This window comes from Ruegeria sp. A5 (assembly GCF_056543005.1).
Window position 1 is genome coordinate 44111 of sequence record NZ_JBQGAV010000003.1, and the last position, 22751, is coordinate 66861.

21 protein-coding genes are annotated in these 22751 nt (G+C 55.9%); 13 read left to right on the forward strand and 8 right to left on the reverse strand.

The features are described from left to right. A complete protein-coding gene (locus ACR0AY_RS08625; protein ID WP_480454013.1) occupies nt 1-948 on the forward strand; it encodes an ABC transporter substrate-binding protein in 948 nt (315 codons plus the stop codon). A 1-nt stretch (nt 949) separates the two neighbouring features. Beyond that, a complete protein-coding gene (locus tag ACR0AY_RS08630) occupies nt 950-1963 on the forward strand; it encodes an iron ABC transporter permease (RefSeq protein WP_170509083.1) in 1014 nt (337 codons plus the stop codon). A gap of 54 nt (nt 1964-2017) precedes the next feature. Here the strand turns inward: ACR0AY_RS08630 and ACR0AY_RS08635 are convergent, their stop codons facing one another. After that, entirely contained in the window at nt 2018-2911 is an 894-nt protein-coding gene (locus tag ACR0AY_RS08635) for a LysR substrate-binding domain-containing protein (RefSeq protein WP_170511699.1), read from the reverse strand. Nucleotides 2912-3166: 255 nt separating this feature from the next. Between ACR0AY_RS08635 and ACR0AY_RS08640 the strand changes: the two genes are divergently transcribed. Genes ACR0AY_RS08640 through ACR0AY_RS08655 form a run of 4 tightly spaced genes read left to right on the forward strand, consistent with a single transcriptional unit; the run spans nt 3167 to nt 9486 of the window. Further along, nucleotides 3167-5620: a GcvT family protein gene (locus tag ACR0AY_RS08640; protein WP_170511701.1), complete on the forward strand. Its 2454-nt coding sequence runs from the start codon at nt 3167-3169 to the stop codon at nt 5618-5620. Nucleotides 5621-5635: 15 nt separating this feature from the next. After that, nucleotides 5636-7156, forward strand: coding sequence for a trimethylamine methyltransferase family protein (locus ACR0AY_RS08645; RefSeq protein ID WP_170393827.1), 1521 nt, complete (start codon nt 5636-5638; stop codon nt 7154-7156). A 60-nt stretch (nt 7157-7216) separates the two neighbouring features. Continuing rightward, complete coding sequence (locus ACR0AY_RS08650; RefSeq protein ID WP_170511703.1) at nt 7217-8230, forward strand: Ldh family oxidoreductase; 1014 nt, start codon at nt 7217-7219, stop codon at nt 8228-8230. Between the two features lie 11 nt (nt 8231-8241). Beyond that, on the forward strand, nt 8242-9486 hold the full coding sequence (locus ACR0AY_RS08655; protein WP_170511705.1) for an FAD-dependent oxidoreductase: 1245 nt from the start codon (nt 8242-8244) through the stop codon (nt 9484-9486). Here ACR0AY_RS08655 and ACR0AY_RS08660 read toward each other — a convergent pair. From ACR0AY_RS08660 to ACR0AY_RS08670, 3 genes are read right to left on the reverse strand one after another with little or no spacing between them, the layout of a single operon-like run. Continuing rightward, nucleotides 9461-10849 (reverse strand): MATE family efflux transporter, encoded by a 1389-nt coding sequence (locus tag ACR0AY_RS08660; RefSeq protein ID WP_170511707.1) that lies wholly within the window; start codon nt 10847-10849, stop codon nt 9461-9463. The genes ACR0AY_RS08655 and ACR0AY_RS08660 overlap by 26 nt on opposite strands. A gap of 12 nt (nt 10850-10861) precedes the next feature. After that, nucleotides 10862-11449 (reverse strand): helix-turn-helix transcriptional regulator, encoded by a 588-nt coding sequence (locus ACR0AY_RS08665; protein WP_170393837.1) that lies wholly within the window; start codon nt 11447-11449, stop codon nt 10862-10864. A gap of 11 nt (nt 11450-11460) precedes the next feature. Continuing rightward, a complete protein-coding gene (locus ACR0AY_RS08670; RefSeq protein ID WP_170511709.1) occupies nt 11461-12039 on the reverse strand; it encodes a peroxidase-related enzyme in 579 nt (192 codons plus the stop codon). 269 nt (nt 12040-12308) lie between these two features. On the opposite strand from ACR0AY_RS08670, the gene ACR0AY_RS08675 reads away from it, so the two are divergent. The 4 genes from ACR0AY_RS08675 to ACR0AY_RS08690 are packed head-to-tail and all read left to right on the forward strand — an operon-like array spanning nt 12309 to nt 15704. After that, on the forward strand, nt 12309-13055 hold the full coding sequence (locus ACR0AY_RS08675; protein ID WP_304621969.1) for an amino acid ABC transporter ATP-binding protein: 747 nt from the start codon (nt 12309-12311) through the stop codon (nt 13053-13055). Nucleotide 13056: 1 nt separating this feature from the next. After that, nucleotides 13057-13899 carry an amino acid ABC transporter permease gene (locus ACR0AY_RS08680; RefSeq protein ID WP_170393841.1) on the forward strand — a complete coding sequence of 281 codons (843 nt, stop codon included), beginning with the start codon at nt 13057-13059 and terminating at the stop codon, nt 13897-13899. A gap of 36 nt (nt 13900-13935) precedes the next feature. Beyond that, complete coding sequence (locus ACR0AY_RS08685) at nt 13936-14769, forward strand: transporter substrate-binding domain-containing protein (RefSeq protein ID WP_170393843.1); 834 nt, start codon at nt 13936-13938, stop codon at nt 14767-14769. 53 nt (nt 14770-14822) lie between these two features. After that, the gene (locus ACR0AY_RS08690) at nt 14823-15704 is read left to right on the forward strand and encodes an amino acid ABC transporter permease (protein WP_170511711.1); all 882 of its coding nucleotides are present in this window, start codon (nt 14823-14825) and stop codon (nt 15702-15704) included. A 7-nt stretch (nt 15705-15711) separates the two neighbouring features. Here the strand turns inward: ACR0AY_RS08690 and ACR0AY_RS08695 are convergent, their stop codons facing one another. From ACR0AY_RS08695 to ACR0AY_RS08705, 3 genes are all read right to left on the reverse strand, one after another. Further along, nucleotides 15712-16029 (reverse strand): non-heme iron oxygenase ferredoxin subunit, encoded by a 318-nt coding sequence (locus tag ACR0AY_RS08695; protein ID WP_170511713.1) that lies wholly within the window; start codon nt 16027-16029, stop codon nt 15712-15714. A 3-nt stretch (nt 16030-16032) separates the two neighbouring features. Further along, nucleotides 16033-16977 carry a fatty acid desaturase family protein gene (locus tag ACR0AY_RS08700; RefSeq protein WP_170511715.1) on the reverse strand — a complete coding sequence of 315 codons (945 nt, stop codon included), beginning with the start codon at nt 16975-16977 and terminating at the stop codon, nt 16033-16035. A gap of 154 nt (nt 16978-17131) precedes the next feature. Beyond that, entirely contained in the window at nt 17132-18217 is a 1086-nt protein-coding gene (locus ACR0AY_RS08705) for a hypothetical protein (protein ID WP_480454016.1), read from the reverse strand. 95 nt (nt 18218-18312) lie between these two features. Here ACR0AY_RS08705 and ACR0AY_RS08710 point away from each other — a divergent pair, with 95 nt between their 5' ends. After that, nucleotides 18313-19242: a LysR substrate-binding domain-containing protein gene (locus ACR0AY_RS08710; protein WP_170511717.1), complete on the forward strand. Its 930-nt coding sequence runs from the start codon at nt 18313-18315 to the stop codon at nt 19240-19242. 96 nt (nt 19243-19338) lie between these two features. After that, the gene (locus ACR0AY_RS08715; RefSeq protein ID WP_170422580.1) at nt 19339-20388 is read left to right on the forward strand and encodes an aromatic ring-hydroxylating dioxygenase subunit alpha; all 1050 of its coding nucleotides are present in this window, start codon (nt 19339-19341) and stop codon (nt 20386-20388) included. Nucleotides 20389-20422: 34 nt separating this feature from the next. Here ACR0AY_RS08715 and ACR0AY_RS08720 read toward each other — a convergent pair whose 3' ends face one another. Beyond that, entirely contained in the window at nt 20423-21226 is an 804-nt protein-coding gene (locus tag ACR0AY_RS08720; protein ID WP_480454018.1) for a phytanoyl-CoA dioxygenase family protein, read from the reverse strand. Between the two features lie 272 nt (nt 21227-21498). Between ACR0AY_RS08720 and ACR0AY_RS08725 the strand changes: the two genes are divergently transcribed. Beyond that, nucleotides 21499-22749, forward strand: a complete 1251-nt coding sequence (locus ACR0AY_RS08725; protein ID WP_480454020.1) for an FAD-dependent oxidoreductase — start codon at nt 21499-21501, stop codon at nt 22747-22749. Nucleotides 22750-22751 lie beyond the last annotated feature (2 nt).

Genomic DNA, 22751 nt, shown 5'->3' on the forward strand with positions numbered 1-22751 from the left:
ATGAAACACATCTGGTCCGTGGCGTTGGCCACTGCCATGGCAAGCGGTGCCGCTGCACAAGAAGTCACCGTAGACAATTGCGGCGAACCTCTGGTCTTTGACGCAGCACCCGAGCGTCTGGTTGTGCATGACATGAACATGACCGACATGGCCTTTGCGCTGGATCTGCAGGACAAGATCGTCGGCCTGACCGGTATCACCGGCTGGTACAAGACCAGCCCCGATTTTGACGCGCTGCGCGGCGACATCCCCGAGCTTGCGCCGAAATATCCGACCGTCGAAAACCTTGTGGCAGTTGAGCCCGACCTGTTCTTTGCCGGTTGGTACTATGGCATGAAGCCGGGTGGCGATGTGACGCCGGACACGCTGGAGCCCTTTGGGATCAAGACCATGATCCTGACGGAAAGCTGCGTCCATCTGGACAAGGATCGCCCCGAAGCCAGCATGGATCTTCTGTTTGGCGATGTGTTGCGCTTGGGCAAGGTGATGCAAGTCGAAGACAAGGCCGAAGCTCTGGTCTCGGGCTGGAAAGAGCAGCTGGCAGCGATCGAAGCCAAGACTGCTGAACTGCCCAGGCCCCGCGTCTTTCTTCTGGATGGTCCTGCAGATGCTCCGTTTACCGCCGGTAAATTCGCGATTCCCGATGCGATGATCACAGCCGCCGGTGGTGAAAATGTCACTCATGACATGGACACGAGCTGGGGCCGCACTTCGTGGGAGGCCGTTGCCGCATCGAACCCGGAATTCCTGGTTTTGTTGGATTATCAGACCGGCAATGGTGCCGAGGACACTTTCAAGTTCCTGCAGGAGCATCCCGTCATGTCGCAGACTGATGCCGTCAAGAACGAACGCTGGATCGGATTGCGCTACGAAGAGCTGACGCCGGGACCGGCAAATATCGAAGCGATCTCGAAGATGGCGCGCGCGATGCATCCGGGTCAGAGCTAATATGGGCCGACTGGGCCTGACGTTGTTGCTGGGGGCGGTCGTTCTGACCGCCCTTTTGCTGATTTCCACGATCTACGGCACAACCTCGATTCCTTTGTCCGACACCTTCACCGCGATATTGCGCGGTACCGGGTTGCAGGACGGAGAGATGTCACCGCTGCATAGGATCGTATTCGACCTGCGATTGCCCCGCGCGTTGTTTGCAGCCGTGATCGGTGCCGGGCTGGGCATCGTTGGCGTGGTGCTGCAAACGACCACACGTAATGACCTTGCCGATCCATTTCTGTTCGGCCTGTCCTCGGGCGCGGCAGCGGGGGCGGTGTTTGTAATTACCGTGACCGGAGATATTCTGGGTTTCTGGACTCTGCCGCTGGCTGCCTTTTGCGGCGGTCTTGTGGCGTCGGGCATCGTGCTGGCGCTGGTTCATGGGCTTCGCACCAGCGCACCGGAGAAGCTGATCCTTGCGGGTCTGGCTGTGTCGTTTTTGTTTTCGGCCATCACCAACTATCTGATTTTCGCCGGCGATAGCCGCGCCGCCCATTCTGTCATCTTCTGGATGCTGGGGGGGCTGGGCCTGGCCCGTTGGGAGACGTTCCCGCTGGTGTGCATCGGTCTGCTGCTGATCCTGAGCTATTCGCTTTATCGCAGCCGCTGGTTGGATGCGCTGCTGACCGGGGATTTGACTGCCGCTACTCTGGGTGTGCCGGTTCGGGGTCTGCGGTTCAGCATGTTTTTCACCGCAGCGTTGGCAACGGCCGTGTTTGTTTCCGTAGCCGGGGTGATTGGTTTTGTCGGTCTGATGGTGCCGCATATTGCACGCGGGATCGCAGGTCCGCTGCACAAAAACCTTCTACCTACCGCCGCTATGGTTGGTGCTGCCTTGTTGACCGGCTCTGACATTCTCAGCAGGCTTCTGCTGGCTCCGCAGGAATTGCCGGTGGGGATCGTCACAACTTCAATCGGATCGGTGTTTGTATTCTTGCTTTTATTCAGGACTGCGAGAAATCAACGGTAAGGCCCTCGATCTTCGCTCACAAGATATTTCGTCCTGATCAGGTCTGAGCCGAGTTTATACCTTTCCGTCAGCCGCTTGGCTGAGCCACTTGAACACAAGCTTGGCGCGGTCGGATGAGGTGTTGTGTAGTTTCACGTAGAAATCCAGTTGCGATGAGATGGTTTGCGGCAACAGTCTGACCAGTTTTCCGGATGCGGTCAGCTCCGAGGTCAGTCCCTCCCATCCCAGCACCGCGCCCATATCGTCCTGCGCGGCCTGAAGCGCGATCGTGTAATTGTTGACCCGATGCGCGGAATTCAGGGGGCCTTCATAGCCGAGTTTCTGGGTCCAGGCACGCCAGTCGGTCCAGCCGGTATCCGGAGCGTCGAGATGAATTAGGGGGACCCTGGCAATATCTTCAACACGTTTGATGGGATTCTGTTGCGCAAACCTTGGGCTGCAAAGCGCCATGATCTTGTCGTGAAATAGTGTCTTGAAGATGCCCGTTTCGCGGCTGGAATCGCCGTAATGGATACTTAGGTCGCATTTTGACGTGTCGATGCCGAGGTCAGTCACGACCTGCGTCACGGAAACATGTCCGTATTGCTTCCAGAACTGCGCAAGGCGCGGGGTGAGCCAAAGTGAACTGACTGCCGTGGTTGAGCGGATCGTTACACCTTTTCTGTCGTATTGACGCCGCAACTGCCCAAGGGCTTCGCTGATGCCTTCCAGACCACGTTGAAGGGCAACAAGAAGATAAGCACCGCTTTCAGTAAGTTCCACGCCGCGATGATGGCGCAGAAACAGCGCGCATTGCAGCTCGTTCTCCAGCGCTTTGACCTGATGGCTGATTGCGGCCGGCGTGACGTTCAGCTCTTCTGCGGCGGTCTTGAAGCTTACATGCCGCGCAGCAGCCTCAAAGCTGATAAGCGAACTTACAGGTGGAAGATCGTAGGGCCTGTTGAGCAAGGTGATTTGACCTGTGATGGTTTGTAAATCCAATATTATATAAGCACTATCCGAAGATCAGGCTTAGCTGATCTTATTCAAAGTGAATCTTTTTGCAATTGCCCGCCAGCGGTTCACTGTGAAAATTCGCCACAACCGTTTGAGACATGATCAATGGATGTATCAAAGGTCCTCAAGACCCTTGGCGTTCATATCGATCTTTCCTCATGCAATGCGACCCCCGGTTGGTCGTGCACAAGTTGAAGGAGTTGCAGTATGCAGTCACATGCAAAAGTCGTGGTTGTCGGAGGTGGGTGCGTCGGTGCGTCAATTCTGTACGGGTTAACCGAACATGGGTGTTCCGATGCCGTTATGCTGGAGCGCACCACACTGACCTCGGGTTCGACGTGGCATGCGGCTGGTTTGCTAGTGACCTTTGTGCGGTCGCACAACGTGTCGAAGATGACGATGGAAACCATCCGCATCTACACCGAGGTGGAAGAGAAGATGGGCAGTTCGGTCGGACTGCGTAAGGTAGGACAGCTGCGGGTGGCTAATACCGAAAAGCGCTGGGATGAGTTCCAGTCCTATATCTCGATCGCCGAAGCCGCCGGCGTGCCTTGTAAGCTGCTGACGCCAGAGGAGATTGCCGAGGTTCATCCCTTGCTGAACCAAAGCCCGGATATTCGGGGTGGTATCCTGCACACGGAAGACGGCTATGTGAATCCCGCCGACATTACCATGGCATTGGCCAAGCTTGCGCGGGATGCCGGCGCCAAGGTATACCAGAACACTGAAGCGCAGGCTTATGAGAAGCTGGACAGTGGCCACTGGAAAGTGACCACCAATCAGGGTGAGATCACCTGCGAGCATCTGATCTTTGCTACCGGCAACTACGCCCGCGAAAATGCGCGCCGCGTGGGGCTGGACCTGCCATGTATCCCGATCGTTCACCAGTATTGGACGACTGAGACGGTGCCGCTGTTGAAAGAGCGCCGGGCGCAAGGCTTGCCCGAATTCCCAATCTTGCGCGATGAGGACTACGGCGCTTATCTGCGTGAAGATGTGGGCGGTATCCAGTTCGGGCCGTATGAATTCACCAAAGACCTCAAACTGTTTGCCGAGGATCGTGTCCCGCCCGAGTTCGGAGCCGATCTGTTGCCCGAGGATTTTGATGCCGTGGAAACCCAATGGGAACACGCCATCGAACGGGTGCCGACCTTGGGTGAGGTTGGGATCAAGGCCAACACCCGTGGCCCGTTCCAGATGACCCCGGACGAGCTGCCTCTGGCCGGACCCGCGCCAGGGCATGAGAACCTTTGGTTGGCCGAAGGCATGCCTGGTGGCATCCTCTGGGGCGGCACCGTTGGTAACCGTTTGGCCAAATGGATCGTCGATGGCGATCCGGGCATGGATATGTCGGAGCTCGACCCGCGTCGATTCTCGGACTACGCCTCAAAACGTTGGACCATGGATAAGGTGCGCGAGACATGGGGCACCCATATGGATGCGCATGTTCCGGGTGAGGACTTCCCAGATGCGCGCCCGATGAAGACCATGGGGTCATATGATCTTTTGACTGCTCAGGGCGCGGTTTGGACCAGCTTTAACGGCTACGAATTTCCTCGCTGGTTTGCCAAATCGCCCGAAGAGGCGATCCCCGAACACAGTTTCCGCCGCACCAACCATATGGAGCGTGTTCAGGAAGAGGTGCGCACCACCCGTGAAGAGGCTGGCTTCATCGAAATGTCGCCGATGACCAAGTTCACAGTGCGTGGACCGGGTGCAGCCAAATGGCTGGATAGCCTGATGGCCAACAAGCTGCCCAAGGTGGGCCGCATGACCTTGTCGCTGATGTTGAACGATAAGGGCGGCATGGATGCGGAGTACACAATCGTGCGCTATGCCGACGACGATTTCTACCTGATATCGACGCCGAACTGGCGAGCCTACAATTGGGATCAGTTACAGCGCGTGCTGCCAGGTGATGGCTCGGTGGTGATCGAGGATATCTCAGAACAGCTGGGCGTGATCGCACTGGCTGGGCCCAAGGCACGGGACATCCTGCAACCATTGACCGATAATGATTTGTCGAACGAAGCATTCCCATGGCTGTCGGCACAGATGGGCGAGGTGGGCTATGCCAAAGGTGTGCACTTGTTGCGCGTCTCCTACACCGGTGAGTTGGGATGGGAACTGCACCACCCGGTCGGGTACAATCGCCACCTCGTTGATTTGCTGCTGAAATCGGGTGTGAAACCTTTCGGGCTTGAAGCGTTGGAGTCGATGCGGCTTGAGAAATCCTATCGCGCAATCAACCGCGAAATCTGCAAGGACCTGACCCCATATGAGGCCGATTTGGGCCGTTTCGTTGCAATGACCGAGAAGATCGGCGGGCAGGTGGCCGAACGTGATTTCATCGGCAAAGCCGCGTTGCAACAGCAGCAGGAGCAGGGTGGATACAACACACTGGTCACACTGAAGCTGCCATTCTGCGACACCTCGGTGATGTTTGACGAAGGCGTCTATGCCGATGGCAAGCTGATCGGACGCGTCACTTCGGGCGGGTTCTCGTATTACTGCAACCACGACATTGCGATGGCGCTGGTTCCACACGAGATGACGGCACCCGGCACCAAAATGCAGGTGCTCATCCACAATGAAATGCGCGAGGCCGAAGTGATCGATACCTGCGCCGTTGATCCCACCAGCGCCCGCGCGCGCGCCTGATCCGGAGGATTTGAGATGGCAGAAGTCAAAGCACGCTCGGGCCGTGGCGGTGGACGTGCCGCGCGGGTCAAGGCTCGCACCAACCCGCCCCCAGTCTACTTGTCGACGCTGAACCGCAAAGTTGGCCCGATTGATCTGCTTGGTCCTGAAGGCGTTGAGAAAATCCACAACGCGGCCATGACTATACTTGAAACCACAGGGATTGAGTTCCGCGATCCGGTGGCCTTAGCGGATTGGAAGAAGTACGGTGCGGATGTTCAGGGTGAGCGGGTGCGCATCGGACGCGAGATGCTTATGGACCTGATCTCGGCCGTTCCCTCGGAATGGGGCTATGCCGCGCGCAACCCGGAACGCTCGCTGCGGGTGGGCAATCGGCATTCGGTCTTTGCCAATGCGTATGGCGCGCCATTTGTCTATGGTCTGGATGGTGTGCGCCGCCCTTCGATGCTGGAGGATGCGCATAACTTCTTCAAACTCAGTCAGATGAGTCAGTCGATGATGGTACCGGGTATTTTGCCGGTCGAGCCGCAGGACGTACCCGTCCCGCAACGCCACCTCGAGCTGGTTCATGCCGCACTGACGCTGACCGACAAACCGATCAAGGGTTCAGTTCTATCCGAACAGGCGGCGTTGGACTCGGTAGAGATGACTCGCATCGTGTTTGGTGAGGAGTTTGTTGACAACAATGTGGTGATGGCAGCCCTGCTGAACTGCAACACACCGTTGGTCTGGGATGAGACCATGTTGCAGAGCCTACGCGTCTATGCCGCCGCCAACCAGCCCTGCCTGCTGTCGCCCTTTGTTCTTGCCGGGGCGAGCACACCTGCAAGCCCGCAGGGTGGTGTCGCGCTGCTGATTGCAGAATCTCTGGCCGGTATGGCCTACAGCCAGATCATCCGGCGCGGAGCCCCGATGGTGCTGGGGGTAGCAATCATGGGCGTTTCGATGAAGACAGGTGCACCGATGATGGGCTCTCCGGAACCCGGGCTGATGAACCTTCTGGTGGGTCAGATGGCACGGTTTTATGGTGTGCCATGGCGGACCTGTACCATGTGGACCGGTTCGAAATCCCCGGATATGCAGGCTGCGTTCGACACCGCAAACACCATGTGGCCGGTGCTTCTGGGCGGTGCAAACTACATCGTACACTCGGCAGGCTTCCTAGAAGGCGCGCTTGGGGTCAGCTACTCAAAATGGGTGCAGGACGCGTTGCAGTTGGAGAACTTCCACCGTTTCTTCAGCGGCCTGCAAGAGGAAAATCTGGACACGTTGCTGGGCGACATTGACAAAATCGGACCGGGTGGGCACTTCCTTGGTACTGACCACACGCGCGAAAACCCAATGCATATGAACCACTTGCAAAACAATGACAGTTTTGAACAGTGGGAGGCAGAAGGTGCGAAAACCGCAGAAACCGTTGGCACGGAAGAGGCGCAGCGTATGCTGAACACCTACGTCCAGCCACCAATGCCGGACGATCAGCGCGGGGCGTTGGATGAATTCGTCGCTAAGAAGCGGGTGGAATACAGCGCCTAAACAGATCTGCAAGCGGGCACTTATGTGCCCGTTTCCTCAACCAACGACAGGATTAGGCACATGGCCGATAACTCGACGATCGCTCTCTCACTCGACGAAGTAGAGGAATTGGCAAAATCTGTCCTTGTGGCTGCAGGCATGGATGAACATGGCAGCACGGTTCTGGCCGGGCTTGTGCGGATGAGCGAGCGCGACGGCCCGCGTAGCCATGGGTTAAGGATGTTACCTGTTTATGCGCAGAGCTTTTCTTCGGGATATGCCAATCCCGAGGCCGACCCGAGTGTCGAACGGATCGCACCGGGGGTTCTGCGCGGAGATGGTGACAATGGCTATTACCAGATCGTGGCCGCCAAAGCTCGAAACGAGCTTATTGAAATGGCGCGCGCGAATGGTATTGCCGCGTTTACTTGTGCCAATTGCCACCATCTGGGGGCACTACGTTTCGATACAGGTCCGCTGGCGGACGCTGGGCTGGTAGCGCTAGGTGTTGTGAACTCGCTCTCGATGGTGGTGCCGCAAGGCGGCACCCGCCCTGTTTTTGGCACCAATCCGATGTCCTTTGCTTGCCCGCGACCGGGTCGTGCGCCGGTTGTTTGGGATCAGGCCTCGTCAATGGTTGCGCTGATGGACATCCGGATGGCCGCGGCTGAAGGGCACGAATTGCCGCGCCCTGCGGGGCTTGACCCGAACGGTCAGCCAACCAGCGATCCCAACGCGATTTTGGAGACCCGCAGTCTGTTGCCGTTTGGCGAGCACAAAGGCGCGGCGATCGCATTCCTGATCGAAGTTCTTGGCGCGGCACTGGCCGGTGGAACATTGTCCGTGGACAATGCCAACCGCGAAGCGCACGGTGCGTTGAATATCAAGGGCGGTTCAACGTTGATCGCGATTGATCCGGCGCGTTTCGGGAATGCCGCATTTGAAGACTATGTCCAACGCATCTGCGCTGAGATTGAAGGCAACGGGGATGCCCGCGTTCCCGGAGATGGCCGCTTGAAGAACCGTGCTGCGGCCGAAGCGGATGGTGTTCGCGTCACGGCGGACTTGATGAAGCAACTTCGCGAACTTCTGTAGGGGTCCCAGTAATGGCACGGGTGGTTGTAATTGGCGGCGGCATCGTCGGAATATCCTGTGCGCTGAAATTGCAGTCGCAGGGCCACGAGGTCACCGTCGTAGAACCAGGTCCGGTTGGTGAGGGCGCGAGTTGGGCTTCCTGCGGGTGTATCGCAGTGGGTGAGATCGTGCCGTTGTCGCAGCCGGGGATGCTGATGAAAGTGCCGGGCTGGTTGCTGGATGCCGAGGCCCCGTTGACACTGCGCCCGGCCTCAGCAGTGAAGCTGCTGCCGTGGTTTGCACGGTTTACCGCCAATGCGCGACGCTCGAAAATGCGTGCAATCGCCTCCGATCTGGCAAGACTTACGTTTGCTGCAACAGCGGATTTCAAGGCTCAGCTTTTAGATGTAGGCCATCCTGAGCTTTTGGTCGAACGGCCGGTAATCAAGTTGTTTGACGACGACAATGACCTTGCGACCATGCGCGCAGCTTTTGAGTTGGCGCGTGAGTTGGGTTGCACGATTGATCAAGTTACAGGTCAGGAAGCGCATGAAATCGATCCTGCAATAGCATCTGATTTCAAACATGCAGCTTTGCTTAGAGACTGGAGTTTTGTGACGGACCCTAAGGTATTGGTTGAAACGCTGACGCAGAGTTTTAGCAGCCGCGGCGGGGCAGTCGTCGCAGGAAAAGCAATCGGTTTTACGCAGGACGGACAACATGTGAAAAGCGTGAAGCTGAGCGATGGGCGATCGATCAGCGCAGATGATTTCGTCATCGCTGCGGGAACGCCGTCTAGGATCTTGGCCAAGACGTTGGGTGTTCAATTGAGGATGGAAGGGGTGATCGGATATTCGACTGCGTTGAAAGATAGCGGGGTCGAGCTCCACCATACGGTGTTTTATGCCAAAGGCGGGTTTGGCATTACACCGTATCAGCAGGCGCTGGCAGTGGCCGGTTCCGCAGAATTTGCCGACCTGAACGCGCAGCCGAATTGGAACCGAGCCGATGTGCTGGTCAGGCGTGCATGCCGCGTATTACCGGGTTTGAAGACCGATAATGCGGAACGCCGGATGGGTCGCCGCCCGTTTACACCGGACACACGTCCGATCATTGGCCGCAGCAGGCGACTGGCTAACGTCGCCTTTGCGACGGGTCACGGACAGCTTGGCCTGACACTAGGCGCGACGACGGCGCGTATAATCGCAGATGTAATTGCTGGCAGATCACCGGACATCGATATAAAAGCCTTCAGCCCAGATCGGTTCTCGTCCTGAGCCAAAGCCCGCCCAGCTCTTTTTGAGCCACATGGGACGTCATCAGCAACGCGATCATCCAGCCAGTCACCACGGCACCTGCGGTGCCGAACCAGACACCAATTTCGTTAAAGCCGAGCAGGCCGACGAAAATCCAGACAAAAAAGGCGACGCCAAATCCTTGACGATATAGGCTGATCCACACGGTCCAGATCGGTCGCTTCAAGGCTTGCAATAGCGAGTTGATGGAAAACAGCATCATGTAGATTGGGAGGATCAGACTATCGACACGTAGATAGCTAAGTCCGACGCGGATCACTTCGGGATCGTCGGTGAAAAAGCCCATCATAAGGCGGCCAAAAATCCACAATATGGGGGCTGCGATGGCGGTCATGATGAACCCGACTTTCCAGCAATAAAACAGTGCCTCGCGTACCCTTTCATAGTCGCGGGCACCGAAATTCTGGGACGCGATGGGCAGCAGTGCCCCCGTGACCCCCAGCACCGGCAAAAGCAAAATCTGCTCAAGCCGAATGGCAATGCCAAAGCCAGCGATTGCGTGCTCTCCAAAGATTTTCAGGGCGAACTGCATGACGAAACCTGACAGCAGCATCACGAAGAAAGATGTCGCTGTGGGAAGTACCTGAACCGAGATCTCCTTGAACTTCTGTAGGCGCGGAATGAAGTTTCGGGGGCGCATGCGCCTCATCCTGCGGCGTCTGAGGACCTGACGGATCAGAAACACCATCACACCGGTCTGGCTGAACACTGTCGATACAGCGAGGCCATCAAATCCGATGCCCGGGATCATGCCCGGAATGCCGTAGATCAAGAGGGGGTTCAGACCGATATTGGCAAAAAACGCCACCATGAGGGCGCGTTGCATCGATACCGCGTCACCATGTGCCTGAAGAATGCCATTGCAACCGAAGGCCAGTAGAAATCCGGGCAAGGCCAATAGGAGCCAGTGGAAATAACGTAAACCTGCATCGCGATAAGGTCCCGGTTCCGAAACCAGAGTTATCAGCGCAGGGCCGTACCAGAGACCAGCCGCCGCCAGAACACAGGCTGCAATGAAGCCATAGATCATTCCCTGTGCCGCAAACCGCCGCGCTGCTCGAGTGTCTCCAGCGCCTAATGCGTTGCCGACCAGCGCGCTCATCGCGGCACCCAACCCGACCCCGACCGAAATGGCAATGAAAAAGGCCTGAAACCCTAGTGCCAATCCAGCCTGCGCGCTGGTCGAGAGAAGGCCGGCGAAGAACATGTCGACAACGTTGTAGAGAGTGTTGAACAACATCCCGATTGCGCCCGGGATCGCCAGGGTTCGGAAATGGGTCGAGATTGGCCCGCGCGTCAGATCAATTTCAGTTGGGATGGCCATATCAACTGGCCACTACGGACGCTCGGCCTGAACGGTCAGGAAGACGAACTCGGGGGTCAGTACCTCTTCGAAGCCGTGATTCAGCTCTGCATCGACGCTGATGCTGTCTCCTGCTGAAAGAGTAAATCGGGCCTCGCCATAGCGATAGATGGCCTGCCCTTCGAGAACCTGCACAAACACGACGCCATGGCCGACATAAGTGGGCGGCTGCCCCTCGTCGCGCAACAACGTGACACGACGGGCCTGAAAGCGCAGGTCCTTCCGGGAATGCAGCGCAAGGTTGACGTATTCGTGCGAATGGCCGCCCGCCAGTCGCGTAGACTTTAGCCCTTCGCCATGGCGAACCAGCGTATAGTCGGTGTGGTCTGTCCGCGCTTCGCGAAACAGCGATACGATTGGTACCTCTAACGCTTCGGCAAGTGCAGCCAGCGTATCGATTGACGGAGAGACCAACCCGTTTTCGATACGGCTGACCATAGCAGCTGAGATACCAGACTGTTCTGCCAACCGACGGGCGGATTGCTTGCGGCTTTGGCGCAGCTCCCTGAGCGAGGCACCAATAGCGCGATCAATCTGTCTTCCCGGCGTGTCATCGTGCATGATTCAATCCGTCATTCCTCGGCGTAGTAGCCCACCACGTCCCCTTCCGTTGTGACACCCAGACCATTCAGCAATCGGTTGGCATAATTGAAATATCCGACGATCTGGTTGATCTCGAGAATCTCTCCGTCTTCCCAGCCGGCATCTTTCAATGCGCGAACTTCGGATTCCTCCATTGCACCCGGCGACAGGGTCAGCTTTTGCGCATAGATCAGCGCGGCCAACTGCGCACCTTCAAATGCATCCTGCGGCCGGTGGGCCTTTAACGCGGCCTCGATTGCGTCGGCGCGTGCGTCGTCACCGATCAGATGTCGGGCGTTTGCCCAGTGGTTGGCATAAGAATAGGGGCAGGTGTTCAACGTCGATACGTAAGAGCTGATGACTTCCTGAAACCACATGGGTATGGAATTGGCTTCATCATGCAGGCACGCGCGATACAGAATGACGTGACCTTTCATGGTGTTGGGACGCAGTGAATGCACACGCATCACGTTGTCCACGGTCCCGTGTGGTGTGCGCGCCAGATCCAGAGTCGCTCTCAGGTGCTCGTCGGCATCTTCGTCAGATATCATCCGAATCCAGGCGGACATTCACGTTTCCTCTCGTGTTTTTTGTTTCTATTTTCGCGGCGTGTGCCGTTCGGCTGAGTTTTTTATTGACGAATATTGCACATTAAGCAACCATATTGAACAGCGCGCAACGAATTTGAGGATTCTGAAGCTTTGCCAGATCTCTCCACACTGCCTGAATCCCCTCGAATGACCTCGTGCCCATGCGTGCATGACCTCATGTTGCGATCGCACCACCACAGCGTCATAGATCAGCGACGCCAGCTGATCCGCATCTTGACAGGTTCGGCATGACACAGCTCTCCCCCATGATCGAAGTGACCAATCTGGATAAGTTCTATGGGACTTTCCATGCGCTCAAGAACATCGATCTGACCGTTCATCAGGGCGAGAAGGTGGTAATCTGCGGCCCGTCCGGATCGGGAAAATCCACGCTGATCCGCTGTTTCAACGGGTTAGAGTGGCATAATTCCGGGCGTCTCGTGATCGATGGGATCGAAGTCTATGAGGGTGCCAAGGAAATCCGTGAACTACGACAGGAAGTCGGCATGGTCTTCCAGCAGTTCAACCTGTTTCCGCACCTGACTGTGCTTGAAAACCTGATGATCGGACCGATGAAGGTGCGCAAGCTATCCAAGGCGCAGGCCGAGGAAACCGCGCGCAATTATCTTGATCGCGTTCACATCCCCGAGCAGGCCGACAAGTACCCGGCGCAATTGTCGGGGGGGCAGCAACAGCGCGTCGCGATCGCGCGGTCCTTATGCATGGAAACACGGATCATGCTGTTTGATGAACCGACATCCGCGCTTGATCCCGAAATGATCAATGAGGTGCTGGATGTGATGGTTGAACTGGCCGATACGGGCATGACCATGGTGGTTGTCACGCATGAGATGGGGTTTGCGCGCAAGGTCGCCGACACGATGGTCTTTATGGAGGCGGGGCAGATCGTTGAAATCTCGCCGCCCGATCAGTTCTTCACCAACCCGTCAAGCGAGCGCTGCCGTCTATTCCTGAACCAGATATTGGAACACTAACGTGACCGATCTGGGCATATCACAGGGACGCGGGCAAGCGCTGCCGAAGCCGCCACTATACAAGCGGTTCTTTGGCTCGGTGTTAGTGTCCGTCGTGATCTATGCGGTTATTGTCGGGTTGATCGCCTACGGGTCATATGTTGGCGCGCAGGGTATGGGCTATAATTGGCAGTGGTATCGCGTGCCCCAATTCCTGTACCGCAACACCGAGATTGGGTTCGAGTGGGGCGAAATCCCCATCGGACTGGTTGCCACGATCAAGCTGTCAGTTACCTCGTTTCTGCTGGCCACAGCTATCGGGTTGCTAGTGGCGTTACTGCGCTTGTCCGGCTTGGTAGTTGGCACTGCTGTCGCGGTTGCCTACCTTGAACTGATCCGCAATATCCCGCTGCTGGTTCTGCTTTACCTGTTCTATTATGTCCTGGGTCCTATCTTTGGATTTGATCGATATACCGCCAGCATCCTGACTTTGGCGGTGTTTCATTCAGCCTTGATTTCAGAAATCCTACGGGCGGGGATCAACGCCATCCCATCTGGTCAGTGGGAGGCGGCCAAGTCTATCGGTATGACCCCCTATCAGACCTACAGATATATAATTCTGCCGCAATCTGTTCGCTTTATGCTACCGCCCATGACGGGCGAGGTCGTCCACCTGATCAAATCCTCGGCTATTGTCAGCGTCATTGCCGTGGCTGAACTCACCACCTTCGGGCGCAACATCATATCCGACACATATATGAGTTTTGAAATCTGGTTCACTATCGCGCTGGTCTATCTGGTGGTGACCCTGATCCTGTCGATTGGCGTTAGCTATCTGGAGAAGAAATATGCCGTCGACCAATAACCACAAGAACTTAACCGGACAACAAGGAGAACCAAGATGAAGCTATCTCGCAGAATGCTCGGGGCGGCCCTGGGCGCGGTCGTGGCAACAGGCATGGCGACCTCAGGCTGGGCGCAAAGCGCGACTCAGGAACTGTCCCGCGAAAGTGTGATTGAAACGATCAAACAGGATGGAGTGATCCGGATTGGTCTTTCGCTGTTCGTGCCGTGGTCGATGCGCGACAAGAATGGTGATCTGATCGGGTTCGAACTGGATGTCGGTCGCAAGCTGGCCGAGGACATGGGTGTAGAGGTCGAGTTTGTACCGACCGCCTGGGATGGCATCATCCCGGCGCTCGTATCTGGCAATTTCGACGTGATCATCTCGGGCATGTCGGTGACTGCGCAGCGAAACTTGACGATCAACTTCACCGATCCTTACGCGTATTCGGGCCTGGCTATTATGGCTAACAAACAGTTGACCGATGGTATGTCTTTGGAAGATTTCAATAAACCTGAGGTCACCTTTGCCGCTCGTCGCGGTGCGACACCAGCTACGGTGATCGCGGAAAACTTCCCCAACGCGACGCTGCTGTTGTTTGATGAAGACGGTGCATCAACGCAAGAAGTGCTGAACGGAAACGCGCATGCCTCAATGGCGGCCCAACCCACACCGAACCGCGAGGCCGGTCGTCATCCAGAAACTCTGACCGTTCCGTTCGATAACCTCTATGATCCGCGTGGCGAAGCGTTCGGAGTACGCAAGGGCGATCCGGACGCCATGAATTTTTTCAACAATTGGATCGCTCAGAACTGGCGGTCGGGTTGGTTGGAAGAGCGTCACAACTATTGGTTCGCAACTGAAGAGTGGGCAGACCAGGTTGCCCAGTAACCAATTAGCCGGGGGCGGATCAGCCGCCCTCGGGCCTGAAGCGGAGCGCCCAGGTGCCTGAATTTCTTAGAAAACTCAGATGGCCAGATTATCTGATCGTGGCGGTATTGATCGCCTTCTTCGGATATATCTGGCTGTCGATCGAAGGTACGCTGAACTATAAGTGGCGGTGGGAATTGATCCCCAGCTACATCGTCGGCTGGCATACTGGGCGAGAAGAGTATTTTGCCAATCTATTGCTGCAAGGCTTGGTGGCGACGGTTCGTATCAGCATCTATTCCGGCATTTTGGCGCTCATTCTGGGTACAATTCTGGGGATCGCGCGCTGTTCTGCCAACCTGACCATACGCATGCTGGCACGCACTTATCTTGAATTTCTGCGTAATGTGCCACCGGTTGTTGTTGTCTTTATTTTCTTTTTCTTCCTGTCGCAGCAACTGATCGACGCACTAAACCTTGAACGCTGGTCACGTGGAATTGCGCGGCAGGAAGACAACCACATCTGGACATTTTTCTTTGGTGAGATGCGGCGCTTTCCGTCGCTTGTCTCAGGTGTCATCGTTCTGGCGCTGTTTGAAAGCGCATTTGTCGGCGAAATTGTCCGTGCCGGTATTCAATCGATCCCCAAAGGTCAGCGTGAAGCTGCACGCTCGATCGGGATGAGCCGTTTGCAAGAGCTTCGCTATGTCGTGCTGCCGCAGGCGATGAAAAAGGTCGTGCCGCCGCTGGCCAATCAGTTCATCTCATTAATCAAGGACAGCTCGATCCTGTCGCTGATCTCGGTTCAGGAACTGACCTACAAGACCGTCGAGTTGGTCGCTTCGTCCCGGATGATCTTTGAGGCATGGATCACAACGGCTGCATTCTATTTTGTCGTCTGCTTCGGCCTCAGCCGCATCTTTGCGCGGCTAGAGAAACGATCTGACAAGCGCTAGGTTCAGGTCACATTCGGACCTGAACCATTCCACCCTGAACCCGTGTCTCAAAAACCCGCATTGCTCGGGTCGCGGGCGCTGAAACGGGCTTGCCATCACGCACATCGAATGCGCCCTGGTGCAATGGGCATTCGATAACATGCCCATCAAAATAACCGTCACACAGATCAGCCCCGCCATGGTTGCACAATGCCAGCGAGGCATAGACACCGCTGGGCGTGTCATATACCGCAATCAATCTGGGTCCGATCTGAACCCGCGTGACCCAGTTTTCTTCCAGTTTCGATGCCTCGATCACATCGCGCCAAGATTTGTCTGCCGCCATCTCTCAGGCCTCGGCTTTGGGTTGCATGATCTGCCGCAGAATGTCGCGATGCGCAGCCAGATATCCACCTTTCTCGACGAAGATATGATCCTTTAACTTCTCATGCAGACGGGGCAGAGCGTGGAAGGGAACTGAGGCGACATAGTGATGTTCGGCATGATAGTTCATATTCCAGCATAAAAATGACATCGGCTTTGACACCAGATTGGTGCGCGTGTTTTCTGACATCTGCGCCACGGTGGGACGTCCGACATGCTCGGTCATTCGTATGAATCGCATCACCGGCTCACCCAGAAACAGGGGTATGATCCAATACCAGATCAATCCCCACCATCCGGTGAAGGCCATAGCCAGAAAGGTCAAAGCGTAAATGGCCAGCATGCGGCGCGCGTCCCAATATACCGATTGATGCTCCTCTTTGGGAATGAAACTCAACTCGGCCTTGCTGAGCTTCCCAAAGGCATGTCGGAACAGCTCGGTAAACTTACCGCGCCAATAAGGCAGGGCTGACAGGTACAAAAAGTACTCGCCAAGGGATTTGGGCAGCGGGATCAGTTCGGGATCCTCTCCGTTCAGTTGCGTATATGTGTGATGATCACAATGTTCGTATCGGAAGAACCGATGGGGCAGAATGATGATCAGCCCGCAAATCTGACCAACCAGATCATTCAACCACCGGGTGCGAAACACGGTATAGTGCACACACTCATGCTGAAGTGAGAAATGATGCACCAAGACGACCCCTTGCAGAAACATCGCGGGCCAAATCAGCCAACTGTTCCAGGCTAGGGTGATCAATGTTGTCGTGCAGGCCAGCACTAAAATCCACATCGCAAGATGACGTAACCCGGGCGCGTTCGAGCGTTGCATGAATCCCTTGAGTTCTTCGCGCGTCAGTTTTCCTTCGGCCAGAGCCTGAGTCAGCGGCGTAACAATAGCTTTTGACATGTGATTTCCATGATTTTGCCGGAGCGGGGGTCTTGCCCTCTGCGCATATTCCGGCACCGGAGACGGGAGTGCTCCGCACCATAGGGCCAACTCGAACAGACCCTATTATCTAAGAGTATTTCCACAGCTCGTGATTCGATCAAGCCGCTATTGATCAGCCAACTGCACGTAGACCGATATCCGGATCGGGATGGGCGAACAGGGCGGCCGCGCAAGGGTGCCGATCCAGGATTGATTGACCGCTAGGTAGCCGTTCGGCATGGAATGTACCGTGGTCCCAATAAGTTACGCCATCGATTTCGATGGAAGGATCAATAACGTTCCAGCTGATTTCACCGGGGGCGTACGCCCCGCAGGTGTGGAAATGCAGGATGCGTGGATTTCCGAAAGCTGAGCCGCCCCAGCGTTCATAGTTTTCGCGCATATCCCAGGGGTAGCCGCAGCCCGGATGGATACCTGCATGCCAAGAGTGCACGAAATTGCGATCAATTCCCAACTGGTTGGCTACCCGGTCATAATGCGCCTCGGCCCGTGCGGCGTTGGCGGGATCGCCGTCAAAACGCTGCAGCCGTCCATTCTCCATCATCGCAAAGACAGGGCGGTCGAATTCGATGGTGTAGTCATCGTAATACTTCGACCCCGTTCCCGTCAGAAAACTGATCGCCACACGGCCCGAGAAACTGTGGGCAGGAACCGGAGTAAAGACTGACATCGGAAAGCGCAGGATCGAGGTGTCGCCCGATGGTTGCAGGTTCATCACTGGCCGACCGCTTACATCAGTGCCCAAAGGGCAAGTGATCCGCACCTCGCTGGCCGCGTCCAAGACCGCGTTGATATCGGCCTTAAGCTCCATGAACGCATCGTGGTGGCCGTTGGAAAAACCAGACCCCAGCATTTCTTTGGTTAAAGCGAAGCTAACGATGACTTTCTTACCCTGCGGCATGTCCGAGAACCGCAACTGATCCCCAAGCCGGGCCAGAAATAGAATGATGTCTGCCGCTTCGAACCGGGCAAGCAGATCGGGCGATAATTGCGGATTGTCCGGATTGAAGCCTACATCAACCGTGTCGACCCCCAGCCCAAGTTGACGGGCCGCCTGACTGACAACATTTGCGCTGTCGGCGTCGAAATATCCAAACTCTGCAGGTTCATAGGCAATCAGCAGCCTGTCACCCGCCGCCGCGCGGGCGCAATTGACCAGCAGATTGTAAGCGCCCCGCTCTGGCGTCATGTCGGACATCGACATCTCCTGATTACTTGACATTATCAACTTACGGCCTAAGGCCGCCGGCAATCCATTTGAAAGTGATAATGGCTGACATTAGGATGACTAATATGATCTTGAATCTGCCATACTCCGCGCTGCGAGCCTTTGAGGCAGTTGTACGCCATTCCGGCTTTTCACCTGCCGCCGAGGAACTGGGGGTCAGCCAAAGTGCCGTCAGCCAGCACGTCAGATCGCTCGAAGAATGGCTTGGGCGGGATTTGCTGGTGCGCGGTGCGCGGCAATCGCGACCTACCCGCGAAGGTGAGCAATTGGCGCAGGCAATCTCGGATGGGTTGGGGCGCATTTCAGATGTGTGTGCGCAACTTCGCGATCGAACGCGTGCGGACCGGACCATCGTGATTTCATGCTTGCCGGGGTTTGCATTCAACTGGCTGTTTCCAAGGCTTCTGCACTTTGATTTGGCCCACCCGGACCTGTCTATTTCGATCGCGACGGATACGGGATACTATCCGTTTTCCGGCGCAGATTCCGATATCGGCATTCGATATGGTCTTGGTGAATATCCCGGGTTTGAAGTGGATTTGCTTATGCGGGAAAGGCTGTTTCCCGTTTGCGCGCCCGCGCTGTTGCCTGAACTGAAGCGCATTGAAGATTTGTCACAGCACACACTGCTGGTAGATGAAAATCTGCACCATGGTACGTCCAGCCCAACATGGGAGTTCTGGGCGCGGCAATCCAATCTGACATTGCCGTCTGGAGTGCGCACGCGCCGATTGGGCCAATCAAACATGGTCATACAGGCAGCGATTGAGGGGCTGGGGGTGGCGCTTGGGCGCGAACCGCTGGTTATTGATGCGTTGTGCGATGGCCGTCTGGTGCGACCGTTTCAGCAACTGACCCAATCGCCACTTTCCTATTGGCTCGTCCGGCGCCCTGATAGCAAAGACAGCCAAAAAGTCAGCGAGTTCCTGAACTGGATCAAGGCCGAAGTTGCTTCGCAGCCCGATCTGCCCCCGTCGGTAATGCTGCCGAATTAGCTTGCCTTATATGTATCATTACAAATCCAGAATGGTGTATTGCACTGACGCTGCCATAATGGCGCTAAGCCAACTGATCAAATTGGAGAGCAAACCATGTACCTCAGAAATTGCTGGTATGTTGCCGCCTGGAGCAAGGATATCGGGCGTGAACTGAAGGCTGAGACATATCTGGGTGAGAACATTGTGCTCTATCGTCAGCAGGATGGGACGCCCGTTGCGCTTGAGAATGCCTGCCCGCATCGCAAGCTCCCGCTATCCGATGGCAATCTGAAAGGGGATCTGGTCGAATGCGGCTACCACGGGCTGACATTCGATTGTTCGGGCAAATGTACGGACAGCCCAACGCAGCGGGGGATGACGCCTCGGCGCGCGGTGGTGAAGTCTTATCCAGTTGTCGACCGCTATCGCCTGCTCTGGATCTGGATGGGCGATCCTGAACTGGCTGATCCGGATCTGATTTTCCCAATCGAAAACTTTGATGACACGAGCTGGGGCCTAACCGATGGCGGGGTGATGGATATCGATTGCCATTATCTTTGGGTTTGCGACAACCTGCTTGATCCCAGCCACGTGGCCTGGGTACATGTCTCGTCATTCGCCGGCGCGGGAACGGATGAAGAGCCTCTGGACGTCAAAAAGACAGATCGCGGCGTGATTGTCTCGCGCTGGATCGAAAACAAACCTCCATCGCCTTACTATGCCAAACTGGTCTCGTTCGACGGCGATTGCGACCGCTTGCAGCATTACGAAATGTGCATGCCCGCAATCGGGCTGAATAAGTCCATCTATACTCCGGTTGGCACGGGTGGATATGACAAAGATCCTGTCGATGAGACATTCATCAACATCTCTTACAACTTCATGACGCCAATCAACGAGGATCAGACCAGGTATTTCTGGTTCCAGCATCGCAACTCTGATCCGGACAATGCCGAGGTTTCGAAATTCATGAATGATGGTGCGCGGATGGCGTTTCTTGAAGACAAAGATGTGCTGGAAAAAGTGCACAAGGGCATGAAAAACGCTCAGACACCGCATATTGATCTGGGTTTGGATGCCGGGGCAAAAACATACCGACGCGTGCTCGACCGAGCGATCGAGGCCGAGGCCGCTGTGCCAGAGGGTGCAATTCGGCAAGCCTAAAACTTGAACAGGGGCCAGTTCCCGGCCCCTTATCTTAGGTGTTGCTACAGATGACAGGGAAGCGCCCACCGGCAAAGGGAGCACCCGATTTCAGGTCGTCATCATGCAGCCATTCAGTAACGCTATCGCGCGGTTCATAGGTGGCACCTTCAACGGCAAAACGTACCGCATATCCACGCCTGCGACGGGTCGAGGTTCGGTTGCCCATCGCCGAATGCACAGTCATTCCATCGAAGGCCAGGGCATCGCCAGGTTCCATCTGTTCATAGTGGAATATGTCATATTTAGTGCGATCCGCCTCGAAATCGGGCATGTCGATATAGTCCGGGTTATCCTCTTCCAGATAGTGAAGAAACTTGCCAAGTTGGTCAGTTTTGAAAGGCCGGTATTTTGCGCCCCAAGCGTGCGAGCCACGGACAAATTCCAGCGCTCCATTGTCTGGGTCGACAGGATCAAGTGCGATCCACATTGTCATGATGGGACCGGCCACAGGCCAATAGGGCTGATCTGTATGCCAGCCGGTCTGGGTGCGTGTGCCAGGTTCTTTCACGAAAATTTGGTCATAGATCAACGAAGTCCAGGGGCTGCCCGCCACCTCGGCCACGCGCTTTCCAATATCTGAGTTCAGACAATAGTCCTGAAAGATACCCGGTTTTTCACGCATATTTTTATAGGCAAAATACCGGTCACCCTTTTTGACCTCTTCGTCCACGGCATCACGCAACTTATTTAACCAATCGTCCCTGAGGATGTTTCTCAATAAAACGACGCCGTCGCGCGCATACGTTTGCTGAACAGTATCTGTATCCGGTGTGTTCATCATAGTTCTTCCATCCATAGCAACCGCCTCATTTCCCGGCGGGTTTGAATTCAGGCGCAAAGCGCCACGGTCTGCATGGAGTCAGAGAGAGGGTGAACTGCGGCAGTTTATGATAAAGCAGGGCCAGCGGGATCGGGCCGACCATTTGCCAGCAAGATTCCGATGAAACTGTTCAATTTTGAAGGTCATGCGCCATGGTAGCCCACGACCTTTGATTGCCCAAGAATTTTTGCTTAACGGTAAATATATTTATTGATGATAGATTATTTTTAGTAAATATTATGATTGCTATGCAAAAATATTCGGCATTCTCACTCGCGCGAAACGCACTTTCGGGCCACAAAAACTGGGCTCGGGCTTGGCGAAGCCCTCCGCTCAAAGATCAATACGAAGTCGTGGTGATCGGGGCAGGGGGTCACGGGCTGGCCACGGCTTATTATCTGGCCAAAGAGTTTGGCATAACCGACGTCGCCGTGCTGGAACGGGGCTGGTTGGGTGGCGGAAACATAGCGCGCAATACGGTTACGATTCGGTCAAATTACATGCGTGACGAGTCGATCCCGTTCTACGTCAAATCCGTCGAGATGTACGAAGGGCTGACGCATGAGTTGAACTTCAACATGATGCATTCCAAGCGCACCATGGTGGATGTGGTGCAGACCTGGCCCAAACTGCGAGAGTTGCGGCGACGGCAATTGGTCATGGACATCTATGGCTCGACATATGAACAAATCACCGCAGAAGAATTGCGCAAACGCATACCTGCGCTGACAGGCGGTGGGCCAGATGCGCGCCTGCCGATCATCTGCGGAATGGTCCACACAGATGCGGGTGTAAACCGGCATGATGCGGTGGCCTGGGGCTACGCCCGCGCGGCGGATGCGATGGGGGTCGAGATGCACCAGCAGACCGCCGTGCAAGCATTGATCCGTGGCGCTGATGGGCGCATCGAAGGTGTCGAGACCAATCGCGGCACCGTGCGGGCGAAAAAGGTTGTGGTGGCCGTATCGGGCCATACCAGGACATTGACCGAGACAGCGGGGCTCAAGCTGCCATTGCGCACGATGAACCTGACGGCCTTTGTGTCCGAACCAGTGAAGCCTTTGGTGGATGTCATCGTAAATTGCCCGGACAGTGGGTTCTATTTCAGCCAGTCTGACAAGGGCGAGATGGTGATCGGCGGCGCTCCTGATATGGGGCAAAGCTTTCGTCGCGACACCAAGCAACATGTGTTCGAAGACACTGTGACCGCGATGCTGTCGCTTTTCCCGAGCTTCAAGAAACTCAAACTAATGCGCCAATGGGGTGGGCATCTTGATATTGCCCATGATGCCTCGCCCATCATGGATCAGACTGACGTACCGGGGCTGTTCGTGACCGCTGGCTGGTGGGGCGGATACAAAGCCATTCCTGCGGGCGGACTGACGCTTGCGCATCTGGTCGCCAAAGGCGAGCCGCATCCGCTGATGGCCTCGTTCACTTTGGACCGCTTCCGCCATCTGGAATTTGTGATGGAAGCCGGGACCACGACGACGAGATAGGA